Source organism: Methylorubrum thiocyanatum, from assembly GCA_014138645.1.
Taxonomy (GTDB): domain Bacteria; phylum Pseudomonadota; class Alphaproteobacteria; order Rhizobiales; family Beijerinckiaceae; genus Methylobacterium; species Methylobacterium thiocyanatum.
The window spans coordinates 318,022-332,294 of the sequence record JACJIB010000006.1 but is presented as its reverse complement, the minus strand read 5'-3'; the positions used below and the strand labels follow the sequence as shown (position 1 = coordinate 332,294).

At 70.6% G+C, this 14,273-nt stretch carries 16 protein-coding genes and 1 tRNA gene; 12 read left to right on the top strand and 5 right to left on the bottom strand.

The genetic code is table 11. From position 1 onward, the window contains the following. The first annotated feature begins 11 nt into the window (after positions 1-11). The 8 genes from HNR51_RS18220 to HNR51_RS18185 all read left to right on the top strand — a co-directional run bounded on the left by HNR51_RS18220 (position 12) and on the right by HNR51_RS18185 (position 6,860). Positions 12-341: a hypothetical protein gene (locus tag HNR51_RS18220; RefSeq protein WP_182555870.1), complete on the top strand. Its 330-nt coding sequence runs from the start codon at positions 12-14 to the stop codon at positions 339-341. A 319-nt stretch (positions 342-660) separates the two neighbouring features. Then, entirely contained in the window at positions 661-1,677 is a 1,017-nt protein-coding gene (locus HNR51_RS18215) for a DUF6634 family protein (RefSeq protein WP_182555869.1), read from the top strand. 73 nt (positions 1,678-1,750) lie between these two features. Beyond that, a complete protein-coding gene (locus HNR51_RS18210) occupies positions 1,751-2,191 on the top strand; it encodes a hypothetical protein (protein WP_182555868.1) in 441 nt (146 codons plus the stop codon). Positions 2,192-2,241: 50 nt separating this feature from the next. Continuing rightward, positions 2,242-3,027, top strand: coding sequence for a metallophosphoesterase (locus HNR51_RS18205; RefSeq protein WP_182555867.1), 786 nt, complete (start codon positions 2,242-2,244; stop codon positions 3,025-3,027). Between the two features lie 89 nt (positions 3,028-3,116). Continuing rightward, entirely contained in the window at positions 3,117-4,121 is a 1,005-nt protein-coding gene (locus HNR51_RS18200; RefSeq protein ID WP_182555866.1) for an AAA family ATPase, read from the top strand. Between the two features lie 32 nt (positions 4,122-4,153). Next, complete coding sequence (locus HNR51_RS18195; protein WP_182555971.1) at positions 4,154-5,041, top strand: AAA family ATPase; 888 nt, start codon at positions 4,154-4,156, stop codon at positions 5,039-5,041. 47 nt (positions 5,042-5,088) lie between these two features. Continuing rightward, positions 5,089-5,970: a metallophosphoesterase family protein gene (locus tag HNR51_RS18190; protein WP_182555865.1), complete on the top strand. Its 882-nt coding sequence runs from the start codon at positions 5,089-5,091 to the stop codon at positions 5,968-5,970. Positions 5,971-5,972: 2 nt separating this feature from the next. Next, entirely contained in the window at positions 5,973-6,860 is an 888-nt protein-coding gene (locus tag HNR51_RS18185; protein WP_182555864.1) for a 3'-5' exonuclease, read from the top strand. Between the two features lie 137 nt (positions 6,861-6,997). Here HNR51_RS18185 and HNR51_RS18180 read toward each other — a convergent pair. Then, positions 6,998-7,073: transfer RNA gene (locus tag HNR51_RS18180), tRNA-Ala, on the bottom strand. A gap of 121 nt (positions 7,074-7,194) precedes the next feature. Between HNR51_RS18180 and HNR51_RS18175 the strand changes: the two genes are divergently transcribed. Together HNR51_RS18175 and HNR51_RS18170 are read left to right on the top strand one after the other, a co-directional pair. Further along, on the top strand, positions 7,195-7,485 hold the full coding sequence (locus HNR51_RS18175; protein ID WP_012455857.1) for a YggT family protein: 291 nt from the start codon (positions 7,195-7,197) through the stop codon (positions 7,483-7,485). 198 nt (positions 7,486-7,683) lie between these two features. After that, the gene (locus HNR51_RS18170) at positions 7,684-8,730 is read left to right on the top strand and encodes a MaoC family dehydratase (RefSeq protein ID WP_182555863.1); all 1,047 of its coding nucleotides are present in this window, start codon (positions 7,684-7,686) and stop codon (positions 8,728-8,730) included. A gap of 28 nt (positions 8,731-8,758) precedes the next feature. Here the strand turns inward: HNR51_RS18170 and HNR51_RS18165 are convergent, their stop codons facing one another. Further along, entirely contained in the window at positions 8,759-9,550 is a 792-nt protein-coding gene (locus HNR51_RS18165) for a TSUP family transporter (RefSeq protein WP_141952813.1), read from the bottom strand. Positions 9,551-9,702: 152 nt separating this feature from the next. Further along, a complete protein-coding gene (locus HNR51_RS18160; protein WP_182555862.1) occupies positions 9,703-10,488 on the bottom strand; it encodes a class II glutamine amidotransferase in 786 nt (261 codons plus the stop codon). A gap of 325 nt (positions 10,489-10,813) precedes the next feature. On the opposite strand from HNR51_RS18160, the gene HNR51_RS18155 reads away from it, so the two are divergent. Beyond that, the gene (locus tag HNR51_RS18155) at positions 10,814-11,203 is read left to right on the top strand and encodes a response regulator (RefSeq protein ID WP_012455853.1); all 390 of its coding nucleotides are present in this window, start codon (positions 10,814-10,816) and stop codon (positions 11,201-11,203) included. Positions 11,204-11,302: 99 nt separating this feature from the next. Here HNR51_RS18155 and rpsU read toward each other — a convergent pair whose 3' ends face one another. Together rpsU and HNR51_RS18145 are read right to left on the bottom strand one after the other, a co-directional pair. Beyond that, a complete protein-coding gene (gene rpsU / locus HNR51_RS18150; protein ID WP_012455852.1) occupies positions 11,303-11,611 on the bottom strand; it encodes a 30S ribosomal protein S21 in 309 nt (102 codons plus the stop codon). 280 nt (positions 11,612-11,891) lie between these two features. Beyond that, positions 11,892-13,106, bottom strand: a complete 1,215-nt coding sequence (locus HNR51_RS18145; protein WP_182555861.1) for a polyhydroxyalkanoate depolymerase — start codon at positions 13,104-13,106, stop codon at positions 11,892-11,894. A 341-nt stretch (positions 13,107-13,447) separates the two neighbouring features. Between HNR51_RS18145 and HNR51_RS18140 the strand changes: the two genes are divergently transcribed. Continuing rightward, the gene (locus tag HNR51_RS18140) at positions 13,448-14,104 is read left to right on the top strand and encodes a glutathione S-transferase family protein (protein ID WP_041372103.1); all 657 of its coding nucleotides are present in this window, start codon (positions 13,448-13,450) and stop codon (positions 14,102-14,104) included. Positions 14,105-14,273: the final 169 nt, after the last annotated feature.

Genomic DNA, 14,273 nt, shown 5'->3' with positions numbered 1-14,273 from the left:
GGGAGGAACCCATGTCCGCCAAGCCTCAGTCCCAGTCCGTGGCGTCCACCAGGTCCGGCCTTCCCGAGCCCGGCGGACGGCGCCCTTCCCGGCTTACCCACGGGGGAAGGCGCCGGGGACCATCCGCACCGCGGCGCGGCGTGCGGGACCGGGCGCGCAGCGCCCTTGCGGTACCCGCCGCCCAGGAACGGATCGACGTGGTCGGCGTCGATCCGTTCCTGGACGCCCCGCCGCTCGCCGCCCTGCTCGATGCCGACTTCGACGACGATGCCGACGACGCGCTCGGGTCGGCGAGGAGCTTCCACCGCGCCGTGCGTGGTGAGGAAGGAGGGTGGCCGTAGGTGGCGCATCGCCGCCGGCCTGCATGGCCCCGGCGCCGCACTCCATGCGGCGTCCGGGGCCTGACGCGCCGGAGCGGACCGGTCGCGGTCGCCGCCTGCCTCTTCGATGTGCGCCGCCGCCCGTCTCCCGGTGGCGAGCCTCCCTGCGGAGCCAATATTAACCATGATTGAAATACCGCCCTTGATTATGCCAGGCCCGTCTTGCTAAAAAGGTGGGTTTACTCCTATAATACGACATCTCATCAATACGCGCTGATCGTCCCGCCCGCAGGAGCAATCCTGCGGGCGGGACGATTCCGCGTGTGCCAGGAGGTGGCGATTGACTGTAGCCTTCTTCGGGGCGACGGGCCGGACCGACGCGACCCACGCCGCACTCATCCTGACGGACGCCCAACTCGTCGATGTCGGTACCGCGCGGCTCGTCCGGGTCACGTTGCCGGGCGAGGCCGCCTTGCCCGCGCCGGAATTCAAGCCGGACGGACTTGTCGTGATCCAGCACGAGGCCACCACCGTCGGGGCCATCGAGGCCATCGTCTCCGCCGAGGCCGCAGCCTGTCCGCACGACGACGGGACGGTGTTCGACTTGCCCGGCGGGAGCCTCCTCGCTCCGACGCTCCTCGGCCGGATCGCGTCGCCGGTGCTGGTCGTCGGCCCGGCTCCCTTCGACGAGCATGCCGCCGGCCAGGTCCTGCGCGTCCTCGGCCACTCCGACGGCCATGACGTGCGGCCGTGGATGCTCGGCAGCGGACGCGGCGGCGCGTCCGCCGCGGTCGCCTTCGAGTGCGCGACCGCGAGGCTCGCCATGTCCCACGGTGTCCGTCCACGCACGCTGCCCGTCGTCCTGCCGCCCCTCAGCCGGGCGGAGGGCGCGAGCCTCGTCGCGGGCGACCGGACCGCGCGCACGCTCGCCGCCGGCCTGCGCCTGCTCGCGGCGCTCAGGGCGTCGCGCGGAAGCGGCGCCGCCTCCGGCGTATCGGCAGAAGCGCTGGCCGAGGCCCTGGGCAACGACGTCGGCCTGCTCAAGGAGACCGACGAGCGCGATGTCGGCGACCGCCTCCGGGATCTCGCGGACGAGCTGCGCGCGATCCGCGACGAAACGGCCCCGACCAACCGGGACCTCGCGCACGTTCCCCGCATCGAGGACTGGACCGCCGGCACGCGCGAGGTCCGCGTGCTGACCGGACGGGTCTACGGCCACCCGGAGATCGCCGACGGTCGCCGCATCGTGACCTCGGACCTCTACGCCTCGGACGGGGCGACCTGGGCGAGGACGCTGTCGCGCTACTACCGCCTCGGCAGGCCGGCTCCCGGCCAGACCCGGGCGAACCTGAACTAACCCTCCTTCGAACGTCGACCGTGCCGACCGGACGTCGGCGGACGCGCGCGTCTGCGCGGGCGAGGGAGGACGCATGCCCGGGACATCGGACGAGGCAATGGCCTGCGAACCGACCGGGGGGCGCCGGACCGCGGGCGGAAGGCGACCGCTCCGGGCGTGGCGTGCGCTCGATCCGCACGACATCGACGCGGACCTCGTCGAGGCGATCCGGCGCGGTCTCTCCGGTCCGGTCCTGGTCCACGACCGGCGCTGGCCGTCCGTCCTCGGCGGCGACGCCGCCACGGCCGTCGGCGTCGCCATCCGCTTCCTGCGGAGCCACCGGCCGGACCGGACGACGGGCGACCTCGTCATGTCCGCCGTCCTCGTCCACGCCTCGTCGGGCGATCCGGCGGCGGCGCTGCTCCTGGCGCATGGCCTCGCCGTCCTGGCCCGTGGCCGACCGGACGCGGACGTCCTGGGCTCGCGGGCCCGGCTCTGGGCCGCCGGCCCGTTCCGCACGCGGCCGCCGCGATGAGGAGCGGCACGAAGGCAAAACCGTCACCCCGACCGAGGAGGCCGTCCATCGTGCGACTTTGGTTGTTTTCGGACCTTCACCGCGACGCCGCGTCGACGCCCTGGACGCCCGGGCGCATCCCGGAGGCCGATGTCGCGGTCGTGGCCGGCGACGTCGGACCCGGCCTCGCGCGGACGGTCTCCTGGCTCGCCGCGACGGTCCGGCCCGCGATGCCGGTGGTCCTCGTGCCGGGTAACCACGAGTACCACGGTGCCGTCGTGGACGAGGAGCGTGCGCTCGGGCGCGCGGCCGCCGTGCGCGAGGGGATCGTGCTGCTCGACGAGGCGGTCGCCACCGTGGCGGGCTGCACCTTCAGCGGCTGCACGCTGTGGACGGACTACGCCCTCGACGGCGTCGCGTCCCGGTTCGCGGCGATGTCGGTCGCGCGCCGCAGCGTCGACGACCATCGGCGGATCGCCGCGACCCGACATTCCGCGAGGAAGTTCCAGCCGGAGGACGCCCATGCGCTCCATGGCAAGTCCCTCGATTTCCTGCGGTGGTCCCTGCTCGACCTCGATCCGCCCTCCGTACGCGCAAGGCCGCACGTCGTGGTCACGCACCACGCGCCGAGCCCGGCGTCCGTCCCGACGTCCCGCGCGGGGAACGCGCTGAACCCGGCCTCCGTCTCGGACCTCGATGCCTTCATCCGTGAGGCCCGGCCCGACCTGTGGGTCCACGGACACCTTCACGAGGCCTGCGACCACCGCGTCGGCGCGACCCGCGTCGTCTGCAACCCGAGGGGCTACGACCACGAGCCGACCGGTTTCGATCCCGGCCTCGTCGTCCATGTCGGGTGAAGGTTCCCGACGGCCCCACGCTTCCGCCTTCCTGTCAACCTCCCGTCCGGGCCGGCCACGCCGACGCCCGACGTCACGAGCGGTGGATCATGTCCGAGAACGACCTCGCCTTCTTCCGCGACGACTTCGGCGACGAGGAAAGCGTATGCACGGCCCCCGGGAGCGAGTGCCGACCCGCGGTCGACACCTTGGCCGCCTTCGCCCTCGATGCGGTGCTGCCCCCGGCCTTGCGCCGCCGCATCGCCGCCCCGGGACCGTTCGCCCTGGTCGTCGAGGTGCCGGCGGCCGATTGGGTCGAGCCCGTCGCCAGGGCATGCGGTGCCCTCGCCCGTTGGCGGGTGACCTTCACCCGGTCCGGTTCGTCGCGGGTCGAGGACCGTCCGGACCGCGGGAACGACCGGGTCGCCGAGGCGCTGGGCAGGGAAGGACGCGTGCTCGGCGTCTCGCAGTCGCCCGGCCGATTGCTGCCATCCACGCTCGTGGCCGGGGCGGACGCGCACCTTCGACTGGGGCGTCCCTCGAACGGGGTCGTCAGCCGCGTGATCCGCGACGCCGTCGGCGGACGCACGCGGCCGATGCCGGCCCAGGTCGCGGCCGGACTGGGCTACTGGGAGATCTGCGCCGCCATCCGCGGGACCGCCCGCGCCAGCGTCGAGCGCCTCGTCGCCATGGGCGCCGCCAAGGCCGGCACGGAACCCGGCGTCGACGAGCCGCCGCCCTTCCGTTCGATGGTCGGCTATGGGGCCGCCCATACGTGGGGCCTGCGCCTTCTCGACGACATCGAGGCATGGCGCCGGAACGAGGTCGAGTTCCGTCGCATCGACCGTGCGGTGGTGCTCGGCTCCGCGCCCGGGCTCGGGAAGACGACCTACGTCCGGGCCCTGGCCAAGGCCGCCCGGGTGGAAACCGTCTTCAGCCCTGTCTCGGCATGGTTCGCCCAGTCGAGCTACCTCGACGGGGTCATCAGGCAGGTCGACGCGGCGTTCGACGAGGCCGTCTCGCGCGCTCCTGCGATAATATTCCTAGATGAGATCGACAGTCTTCCCGGAAGGGAAAATCTTGATTCTAGGGCTAAAGACGGTGGAACACAATAATAACGCATGTATTATTGACAATAGATAGAGTAATGAACGATCCAGATAGCAGGATATGCATTATCGGCGCGACGAACTACCCCGACCGTCTCGACGCCGCCCTGGTCCGGCCGGGACGGCTGAACCGCATCATCCGCATCCTGCCGCCCGTGGCGGCGGAGCTCGCCGAGATCGCGCGCCAGCACCTGGGCGCCGACCTGCCGGACGTCGACCTGGGCCCGTTCGGCGAGATCGCCCTCGGCGCGACCGGCGCCCAGGTCGCCGGCTGGGTCAAGGACGCCCGTACGGCCGCCCGCGCCGAGGGCCGGCCGATGCGCGCGGAGGATCTCTACGGGGCGGCGTCCCCGCCGGACGTTCGCTCGAAGAGGGAAAAGACCCGCACCTCGATCCACGAGGCCGGCCACGCCGTCGGCTTCGAGATCCTGAGGGCGGGGCACGTCAACCAGGTCGACATCATTCCGCGCGGCGACTGCGGCGGGGCGACCTCCATCGCGCCGAGGCAGACCCGCGCCCCCTTGAGGGAAGACATCGAACGGCTGGCGATTGCGATCCTGTGCGGGAGGGCGTCCGAGCTGGTGTTTCTCGGGGAAGCCTGCGGCGGCTCCGGCGGCACGGACGATTCCGACCTCGCGCGGGCGACGGCCCTCGTGGCCGGCATCCACGGTTCGTTCGGCCTGGGTGCCGGCCTCGCCTACCTCGGCACGATGGACGAGGTCTCGCGCGGCCTCCGTTCCGACGAAGCCCTGAGGGCCACGGTCGAGGCCGACCTCGCGAGGCTCCAGTCGGAGGCCCGGCAGCTCGTCGAGCGCTACGGTACTGTCGTGCAGGCGGTGGCGGAAGGACTTTTGGACCGGCGCGTCGTGTCGGGGGACGAACTGCGCGGCCTGATCCGCGCCGCGAGCGAGGGAGACCGCCGATGACGCGACATGCAGTCCCCCCGAGCAGGCAAGCGTCCGCGCCCACGCCGATGCCGACGGACCTTGCCCGCGCCGGGCTGCGGCTATGGGTCATGTCGGACCTGCGGATCGACCGCCTGCCGCTCGACCTGCCCGATCCGCCCGACTTCGACGTCCTCGTCGTCGCCGGGAACGTATGCCCCGGGATCGACGCGTCCGTGCGCTGGCTGGCGGAGGCGTTGCGCGGACGGCAGGGTGGGCGTCCCGTCGTGCTGGTTCCCGGCAACGTCGAGTTCTGGGACCCGCGCCCGAAGGCCCTGAACCTGCGCGACGGACGGGCGGCCGCCGCGGCGCACGGCGTGACGCTCCTGTCCGACGCCGCGGTCCGCGTCGAGGACCGGGACGGGGGCGGCGTCCACATCGTGGGCAGCACGCTCTGGACCGACTGGGCGCTGCACGGGCCGCGCACGGCGACGAACGCCCGCAGCTACGCCCGCCGTGCGCATCCGGACAACCGGAGGATCACCCTCGGCCACGGGGTGCCGTACTGGCCGCACGACGCGGCCGGTGCCCATGCCCGGTCGCGGGCGTTCATCGAGGACGTGCTGGTGTCCGTGAAGGTGACCGGGGAAGGCTTCGGCGCCTCGCGGGCGGCCCTGGTCCGGGACGTCCGGCGCGGCGACCGCGCCGTGGTCGTCACCCACCATGCGCCGAGCCAGGCCAGCCTCTGCGGCAGGCTGTCCCCCGACGTCTGCGAACCATGGGTCTCGGCCTCGTTCGCCTCCGACGTCGAGGACCTGATGGTGATGTGGGGCGCGCCCAAGGCCTGGATACACGGCCATGTGCCGACCCCGACGGACCATCGGATCGGACGCTGCCGCGTCGTCGCCAATCCGCGGTCGAGGCTCGGTCGCGTCGAGGTTTTCGACCCCTCTTTCATCGTGGAGGCCTGACCATGCTGCCGTCCCGTCAAGCCGCGTTCCCGTTCGCGCAGGGCGCGTTCCCCGCCACCCCTCCGGCCCGGCGTCCCGCCTACGGTCGGCGCGCCCCCGCGGCCCCGTCACCCGAGGCGCCGACGCGGTTTCTCGCCCTCGACATCGAGACGGTCCCGGACGACCTGGTGCCGGCCGACTGGCCGGCCGACAAGTTCCCGAAGAACGCCTGGCACCGGATCGTCGCCATCTCCTTCGTGGAGGCCGACATCCTGCGCGACGAGGTCTCCGGGCTGGAGGAGTACCGGGTCACCGCCTGCCGCAGCGGGGGGGCGGGGGATTGGGACGAGGGGCGTCTCCTGCGTGCCTTCTGGCGGTTCTTCGAGGATGGCGACTTCCGGGTCTGTTCCTGGAACGGGCGTGCCTTCGACATGCCCACCATCGTCGCGCGGTCGATGATGCACGGCGTGTCGGCGGGCGCCTGGTATCGGCGCGGAACGCGGTGGGCGGGCTACACGCACCGCTATTCGGTCGACTGGCACGTCGACCTCATGGACGCGATGTCCGAGTTCGGGGTCGCCGCCCGGCTCACCCTGGAGGAGGCGGCCGGCCTGCTGGGCCTGCCCGGGAAGATGGGCGAGCACGGCAGCCAGGTCGCCTCCCTGGTGGCGGAGGGGCGGATGGCGCGGGTCCGCGACTATTGCGAGACCGACTGCCTCAACCTCGCCGTCCTGTATTTCCGTTGGGCCTACCTGACGGGTCGGACGGACGCGGCGGCCCACGACCGTGCCGTCGGAAGCCTCCTCGCCTACCTCGAACGCGAGAGGGCCGAGCGCCCGCACCTCGGCCGCTTCCTGGATGGATGGCGGGGGGCGGCGGACCGACGTCCCCTGTTCGTGGCACCGACGTGACCGGCGTCCAAGAGGGGTCCGAGGCTCGAAATATCGGGACTTACACGTCGGACGGATTGGGACTTACTGGGACTTACCCGGGAATTTCCGCTGGCTATCCCATTGATGCCACACAGGTTTTCCAGCGAGGAAAAACCTGGTGGAGCTGAGGGGATTCGAACCCCTGACCTCCGCAGTGCGATTGCGGCGCTCTCCCATCTGAGCTACAGCCCCGTCCGAGGCGAGGGCCTTTTAGGCTTGTCCGCTTCGGCCTGTCAATTCCGGAATTTTCCCGCCCGCGCCGCGCATCCCGCGCCCACGCGCGTTTGGGGCGACGAGGACCGATACCCCCCGCATGAACGCCCTGCTCTGGCTCATCAACACCGTCATCCAGCTCTACATCTACGTCCTCGTCGCGAGCGCCGTGCTGAGCTGGCTCGTGGCCTTCAACGTGGTCAACGTGCGCAACCCGATCGTCTCGCAGATCGGCGAATTCCTCTACCGCGTCACCGAACCGGCGCTGCGGCCGATCCGCAACCTGCTGCCCAATCTCGGCGGTGTCGACATCTCCCCGATCATCCTGATCCTGCTCCTGCTGTTCGCGCAGAAGCTCATCGCCGACCTCTACATCCAGCTCGCTTTCTGATCGCGTCCCCGGCGCCGATCCACCCCGGCGTCAAGCGCGGCATTGCGCGGGCGCCGGGCTCGTTGCTAAGGCGGTCGGGCGTCGGCTCGGCCGAAAAGCCGATGCGATGTCAGAAGTTTAGGGCCTCGTTCTGAATACGGTATTCAAGACGGTGCCCCCGCTCGGCCAGCAAGAGCCGTCAAGGGAGCGATGCGCGCCATGAAGACCAATCCAGGCCGCTTCTTCGAGGATTTCCGCCTCGGGGAGACCATCCGCCACGCCACGCCGCGTACTGTCACCACGGGCGATGTGGCGCTCTACACCGCCCTCTACGGCCCGCGCTTCGCCGTGCAATCCTCGGACGCCTTCGCGCGTGCGATCGGCTATCCGGCGAGCCCGCTCGACGACTTGCTCACCTTCCACGTCGTGTTCGGCAAGACCGTGCCGGACGTCTCCCTCAATGCGCTGGCCAATCTCGGCTACGCCGAGGGCGGCTTCCACCGCCCGGTCTATCCCGGCGAGACGCTCTCCACCGTCTCCGAGGTGATCGGCCTCAAGGAAAGCTCCAACCGCCAGACCGGCGTGGTCTACGTGCGCTCGACCGGCTCCGATGCCTCGGGCCGGACCGTGCTGAGCTATTGCCGCTGGGTTCTCGTGCGCAAGCGCGATCCCGAGGCCAAGATCGCGCAAGAGCACGTGCCGCAGCTCGCCAAGGTGGTGAACCCGGCCGACCTCGCCAACGCCCTGCCCCCGCTCGATCCGGCGGCCTACGACACCGCGCTCGCCGGCAGCCCGCACCGCTTCTCCGACTACGCGGTCGGCGAGAAGATCGACCACGTCGACGGCATGACCGTCGAGGAGGCCGAGCACCAGATCGCCACGCGCCTGTTCCAGAACACCGCCAAGGTCCATTTCGACGCCGTGGCGACGCGGGAGACCAAGTTCGGCAAGCGCCTGATCTATGGCGGGCACGTCATCTCGCTCGCCCGCGCGCTCAGCTTCAACGGCCTCGCCAACGCCTTCGCCATCGGCGGCATCAATGCCGGCCGGCACGTCGCGCCCCTGTTTGCCGGCGACACCGTCTACGCGTGGTCCGAGGTGCTGGAGACGGCCGAACTCCCCGGCCGCAGCGATATCGGCGCGTTGCGCCTGCGCACGGTGGCGGCCAAGAACCAGCCCTGCGGCGCCTATCCGGACAAGCAGGGCGAGGGCTACGACCCGTCGGTGATCCTCGATCTCGACTACTGGGCCTTCATCCCGCGCTGAAGCATCGGCCGCCAAGCGGCTGATCGATCTACGAAAAGAATCCGGCCACGGCGTGTCGCAGCGGGTTGGCCGGGTTCGACAGCAGGCGCAGGGCCATCGCGCAGGCGATGACCACGAGGAGCGGGCGGATCAGCCGCGCGCCGAGGCGCACGGCCAGCACCGAGCCGATCTGCGCGCCGAGAAAGGCGCCGACCGCCATCGCGAGGCCGATGGGCCAGATCACGGCGCCCTGGAGCGTGAACAGGGCGAGGCTGCCGAGATTGCTCGCGGCGTTCGAGAGCTTGGTGTGGGCGGTGGCGCGCACCACGCCGAGCCCGAGCAGGGTGACGAAGCCGATCATGTAGAACGAGCCGGCGCCGGGCCCGAACACGCCGTCGTAGAAGCCGACCGCGGGCGCCAGCGTCAGGGCGAACAGGCCCGGCGTGATGCGTGCGGCCGCGTCCTCGTTGCTCATCCGCCGCGCGGTGGCGAAGTAGCCGGCGATCCCGATCAGGAGGAGCGGCACCAGCGCGTCGAGGAGCGGGCGCGGCAGCAGGCTGACGCACAGTGCGCCCGCCACCGAGGCGAGGCCGGCGCCGAGCGCCGCGGGGCCGGCCTCGCGCCAGCGGATCAGCCCGCGCCGGGCGAAGGCGAGGGTGGCCGAGACGGAGCCGGCGCTGCCCTGGAGCTTGTTGGTGGCGATCGCGCTCACCGGATCGAGTCCGGCGAGCAGCAGAGCCGGCACGGTCAACAGCCCGCCTCCGCCGGCGATGGCGTCGACGGTGCCCGCCACCACGGCTACACCGAACAGCCCCGCTACGGTCTCGAACGCAATACTCATCGGGGATCCCAAAGGGCCTTGAGGCCCTTTGGCGGGTGTTCAGGGCCGCGCCCTGAAGCCGGCAAAGCCGATCTGCAGGGCCCCGCCCTGCACCCGCGAAAGGACTCGTCCTTTCGAAACCTTGACCATGGCTGGGTCGCCCGGGCAAGCCTTCAGGCGGCGGCCCGCTCCGTGCGCGGCAGGCTGACGACGGCGCGGCTGCCGCGGGTCGCCCGAAGGGTTCCGCCCTTGGGCACGATCGTCCACCCCTCCTTGCAGCCGTCGATCGGCTCGGAAACGACGGTGAGGCCGCGCTCGCTCTCGCGGTAGTACAGGCTCGGCGGGCGCCCGTCGCAGGCCCAGCGGAAGGCGGTGAGGCTCTCGCCATCGGTGAGCACGGCGGTGAAGCGGAACGCTTCCGTGATCCGCGCCTCCTGCATCAGGCCGCGCACGGTGGCGCAGGTCGCCTCCATGGCTGCCACGGGATCGGATTCGAGGCCGTTGGCCAGCGCCAGCAGGAACAGCGCCTCCGAGTCGGTCGAGCCGCGGCGGGTGTCGTAGAACGCGTCGGGGATCAGCGCCTCCAGGCGCCGCTTGATCCGGTGATAGCCGCCGATCTGGCCGTTATGCATGAACAGGTGCCGGCCATGGGCGAAGGGGTGGCAGTTCGCCCGCGTCGTCGCCGTGCCGGTGGCCGCGCGCACATGGGCGAAGAAGGTCCGCGCCCGCACCTGGCGGCAGAGGTTCACGAGGTTCTCGTCGGACCAGGCCGGGCAGATGTCGCGGTAGAGGCCGGGCTCGGCATGCTCGCCGTACCAGCCGATCCCGAACCCATCGCCATTGGTTTCGGTTTTGGCCTCCGAGGCGTGCAGCGACTGATGGACCAGCGAATGGGTCGGGGCGCAGACCAGCTCGTTCAGGAAGACCGGCTCACCGAGATAGGCGAGGAAGCGGCACATGGCGGGACGGGAGCCTCCTTTGCGGTCCGGGACCGGCTATGCAAGCATCGGTCCGTTCGGACCGCCCTGCGTCGCCGGACTGTAACAATTCGTGTCGCAGGGTGAACAGTCCGTTAAGGGACGGCTCGGTTCGCGCGGCTCAGGCCGGCACAATTTCGCTGAACCGATCATCCCCGAACTTGTTGTCGCAGGGCAAGCATCGTCGGTGCTGCCGAATCCGCCGCGACGTGTCCATCGCAACGCGCCCATCGCGACGTGCCCATCGCGACGTGCCCTTGGCCGGGCCGCCGCTTCCGAACCGCTCGCACAGCTTCAGGGAGACATCATGGCTCACACCGGAGACAGCCCGGTCGCGCTCGTCGTCGAGGAGGACGAGGCCGCCCGCGACCTCGCGACCGTCCTGATCGAGGAGACCGACCTCAACGTCATCGCCTGTTCGAGCGCCGAGGACGCGCTGGCCGTGCTCGAACGCGGCGAGGTGACGGTGGCGATGGTGATCGCCGACACGCATCTCTCGGGCGCCATGGACGGGGCGGCGCTGGCGCGCACCGTCGAGGACCGCTGGCCGGAGGTGCGGCTCGTGGTGACCTCCGAGGCCCGCGAGGAGCGCCGGACCGAGATCCCGCCGCACGCGGTCTATATGCGTAAGCCCTGGCTGCCCCTGGAGCTGCTGCGGCAGGCCGAGCGCGCCACCCTCACCGCGCGCGCCGCCTGAGCCGAGCGATCGGACCCAACCGAAAAAGGCCCCGCCGGTCGCACCGGCGGGGCCTTTTTCGTATCCTCGCTTCGCGGCCCGCGCCGGGGCCGGCCGGCCTCAGGAGGCGGCGGCGGGCGCCTGCGTGGCGGCGGGCTGCTGCGAGAAGCTCGGCATGCCGGGGCGGCGCGGGGCGCCGGTCCGGGGCTTCGGCTTCGGCGCGGCGATCAGGCCCTCGCGGATCGCGGTCTTGCGGGCCTGCTTGCGGGCGCGGCGGACGGCCTCAGCCTTCTCGCGAGCCTTGCGCACGGAGGGCTTCTCGTAGGCCTTGCGCTGCTTCATCTCCCGGAAGATGCCCTCGCGCTGCATCTTCTTCTTGAGGACGCGGAGCGCCTGATCGACGTTGTTGTCGCGAACGAGTACCTGCAACGGAATCAACCCCTAGGATCTGTTGTTTCGAACCGCACCGGCCTCGGATCCCCGGCGGAACCGGGAAAAAGCCGTCAGGCGCCCCTGCCCCGGTTCTCGTTCCGGGGGAGGCGTCGTGACGGCAGCCGAATCGGTGCGAAAGAATTGCACCTGAGCGCGCGGCATACACGAAACAGGTTCGTGTTGGAAGTGCGCGCAAGCCTCTTGCAAGCCTCTTGCAAACCACTTGCAAGTCTCTCGGTGCCCCGCGCTGCCGGCGCGCGGCGGCGGCAGGGCTGGTTCAGGCGTGCGAGGCGATGAAGTTGCGCACGAGCGGGTAGGTCTGCGCCTCCCATTTGCGCCCCGAGAACACGCCGTAATGGCCCACCCCCGCCTGGAGGTGGTGGCTCTTCATGTGCCGCGGCACGCCCGAGCAGAGGTCGTGGGCGGCCATGGTCTGGCCGACGGCGCAGATGTCGTCGCGCTCGCCCTCCACCGTCATCAGGGCCGTACGGCGGATCGCACCCATGTCGATGGGCTCGCCGCGATAGGTGAGCTGGTTGCGGGCCAGGGTGTAGTCCTGGAACACGGTCTTGACCGTCTCGAGGTAGAACTCGGCGGTGAGGTCGAGGACGGCGAAATACTCGTCGTAGAAGCTCTCGATCGCCAGCGCCTTGTCCGCGCTGCCGTCGACGTAGTGCCAGAACAGGTCCGTATGCGCGTCCGAGTGGCGCCGGGCGTTCATCGAGACGAAGGCGGCCACCTGCATGAAGCCGGGATAGACCCGCCGCCCGGCGCCCTTGTGGCGGCCGGGCACCGTCTCGATCAGGTTTTGCTCGAACCACTCGATCGGCTTCGAGGTGGCGAGCGCGTTCACCGAGGTCGGGCTGACGCGGCAATCCACGGGCCCGGCCATCAGGGTCATGCTGCGCGGCTGCGCCGGGTTCCTCGTGTGCGCCATCACCGCCGTGGCGGCGAGCGCCTGCACGGCGGGCTGGCACACGGCCATGAGGTGGGCGCCCTCGCCGATGGTCTCGAGGAAGCGCACGACGTGATCGACGTAGTCGTCGAAGCCGAAGCGCCCCTCCGACAGCGGCACGTCGCGGGCGTTGTGCCAGTCGGTGAGGTAGACGTCGTGGTCGGGCAGCAGAGTGCGGATGGTGCCGCGCAGCAGCGTGGCGAAGTGGCCCGAGAGGGGAGCGAGCACCAGCACCTTGGGCTGGACCGTGTCGATGTCCTTGCGGAAGCGCAGCAGGGTGCCGAACGGCGTGGCGAGCACCGGCTCCTCGATCACCGGCACCTCGCGGTTGCCGACCGTCACGGCGTGGATGCCGTAGGCCGGCCGCGCGAAGGTGAGGCCGGCGCGCATCATCATGCGCGCCCCCGCCGACCACCATTTCGCGGCATCGTGCCAGGGCGTGCGGAGCCATGGGGCGGAAGCCTCGTGCAGGATCCGGCCCCAGTGCCGGGTCTGCCGGGCGATGTCCGATTGGACATCGAAGGCTTGGTAGAGCATCGGGCCAAACTCCAAGCGCGCAAGGTGCCTGCACGCGCCACTGTCTCGCGAACGGCCCGGATTCGCCCGCTCCGCTTTTTCGATCGCCACCGCCGCCCCCGCGAAACGATGCCGGACGAAGCAGGCTAAGCGGTTCTGGATTGGGCGCAACCAATCAAAAGTATAAGCCGCGCCGGTGTGACGTGGTTGCATCACTTTGCAGGGCGTATCGACACGAGAAGAATTGTATTGCTCGAAGGGCGACACGGGCGGCTCAGGTGCGGCACGAGTCTTGGATGGCCTGCTCGGCGTCCAAGGCTCGGATCGCGGATGCGGGCCGACGCGAATCCGGGGGGAAGGCCATGGCCGAGGCGACGCTCACGATCTCCAGCCGCAACTACTCGTCCTGGTCGCTGCGCGGCTGGCTGCTGTGCCGGATGGCCGGGCTCGACCTCGCGGTGGAGGTTCTGTCCGGCGCGGACGCCTCGACCCGGGCCGAACTGCTCCACCTCTCGCCGTCCTTCCTCGTGCCGCGCCTGGAGCACGGCGCGATCGCGGTATGGGACGTCCTCGCCATCGCCGAATATCTCAACGAGATCCGGCCCGACGCCGGCCTGCTGCCCGAGGCGCCCGCGGAGCGCGCCCGCTGCCGCGCGGTCTCGGGCGAGATGCATGGCGGCTTCGTCAACCTGCGCTCGGCCCTGCCGATGAACCTGCGCAGCCTCCACCGGGGCTTCAAGATCTTCAACGGCGCCAAGGGCGACATCGAGCGCATCTGCGCCATCTTCGAGGATTGCCTGTCGCGCTCGGGCGGACCCTACCTGTTCGGGGCGCGTCCCACGCTGGCGGACGCGATGTACGCCCCCGTCTGCACCCGCTTCCGCACCTACGACGTCACCCTCCCCTACACCGCCGCGACCTACCGCGACACGATCCTCGCCTGGGACCTGATGAACGAGTGGGCGGCGCTCGCCGAGAGCGAGCCGGAGGAGATCGAGGAACTCGACATGGAGTTTTGATGGCGTTGCAGAGGGTGTTTCGACGAGGTGGTCGCCGGTTCGTCGAAAGACTGCGCGTCGGAACGAAGACCTAAAGGCATCGGCCCGATACGGGCCGGTCGGATACGGCTCTCGCGGCTGCCGTCCGCGCCCGCATTCCAGCCGGATCCGAGGCGCGTCCCAGGACGCC

Coding starts and splice junctions, on each gene's coding strand:
- HNR51_RS18165 (WP_141952813.1), bottom strand. CDS start 9,550: ATGAGTATTGCGTTCGAGACCGTAGCGGGGCTGTTCGGTGTAGCCGTG.
- HNR51_RS18155 (WP_012455853.1), top strand. CDS start 10,814: ATGGCTCACACCGGAGACAGCCCGGTCGCGCTCGTCGTCGAGGAGGAC.
- HNR51_RS18195 (WP_182555971.1), top strand. CDS start 4,154: ATGAACGATCCAGATAGCAGGATATGCATTATCGGCGCGACGAACTAC.
- HNR51_RS18200 (WP_182555866.1), top strand. CDS start 3,117: ATGTCCGAGAACGACCTCGCCTTCTTCCGCGACGACTTCGGCGACGAG.
- HNR51_RS18170 (WP_182555863.1), top strand. CDS start 7,684: ATGAAGACCAATCCAGGCCGCTTCTTCGAGGATTTCCGCCTCGGGGAG.
- HNR51_RS18175 (WP_012455857.1), top strand. CDS start 7,195: ATGAACGCCCTGCTCTGGCTCATCAACACCGTCATCCAGCTCTACATC.
- HNR51_RS18210 (WP_182555868.1), top strand. CDS start 1,751: ATGCCCGGGACATCGGACGAGGCAATGGCCTGCGAACCGACCGGGGGG.
- HNR51_RS18185 (WP_182555864.1), top strand. CDS start 5,973: ATGCTGCCGTCCCGTCAAGCCGCGTTCCCGTTCGCGCAGGGCGCGTTC.
- HNR51_RS18145 (WP_182555861.1), bottom strand. CDS start 13,106: ATGCTCTACCAAGCCTTCGATGTCCAATCGGACATCGCCCGGCAGACC.
- HNR51_RS18160 (WP_182555862.1), bottom strand. CDS start 10,488: ATGTGCCGCTTCCTCGCCTATCTCGGTGAGCCGGTCTTCCTGAACGAG.
- HNR51_RS18190 (WP_182555865.1), top strand. CDS start 5,089: ATGCCGACGGACCTTGCCCGCGCCGGGCTGCGGCTATGGGTCATGTCG.
- HNR51_RS18140 (WP_041372103.1), top strand. CDS start 13,448: ATGGCCGAGGCGACGCTCACGATCTCCAGCCGCAACTACTCGTCCTGG.
- HNR51_RS18220 (WP_182555870.1), top strand. CDS start 12: ATGTCCGCCAAGCCTCAGTCCCAGTCCGTGGCGTCCACCAGGTCCGGC.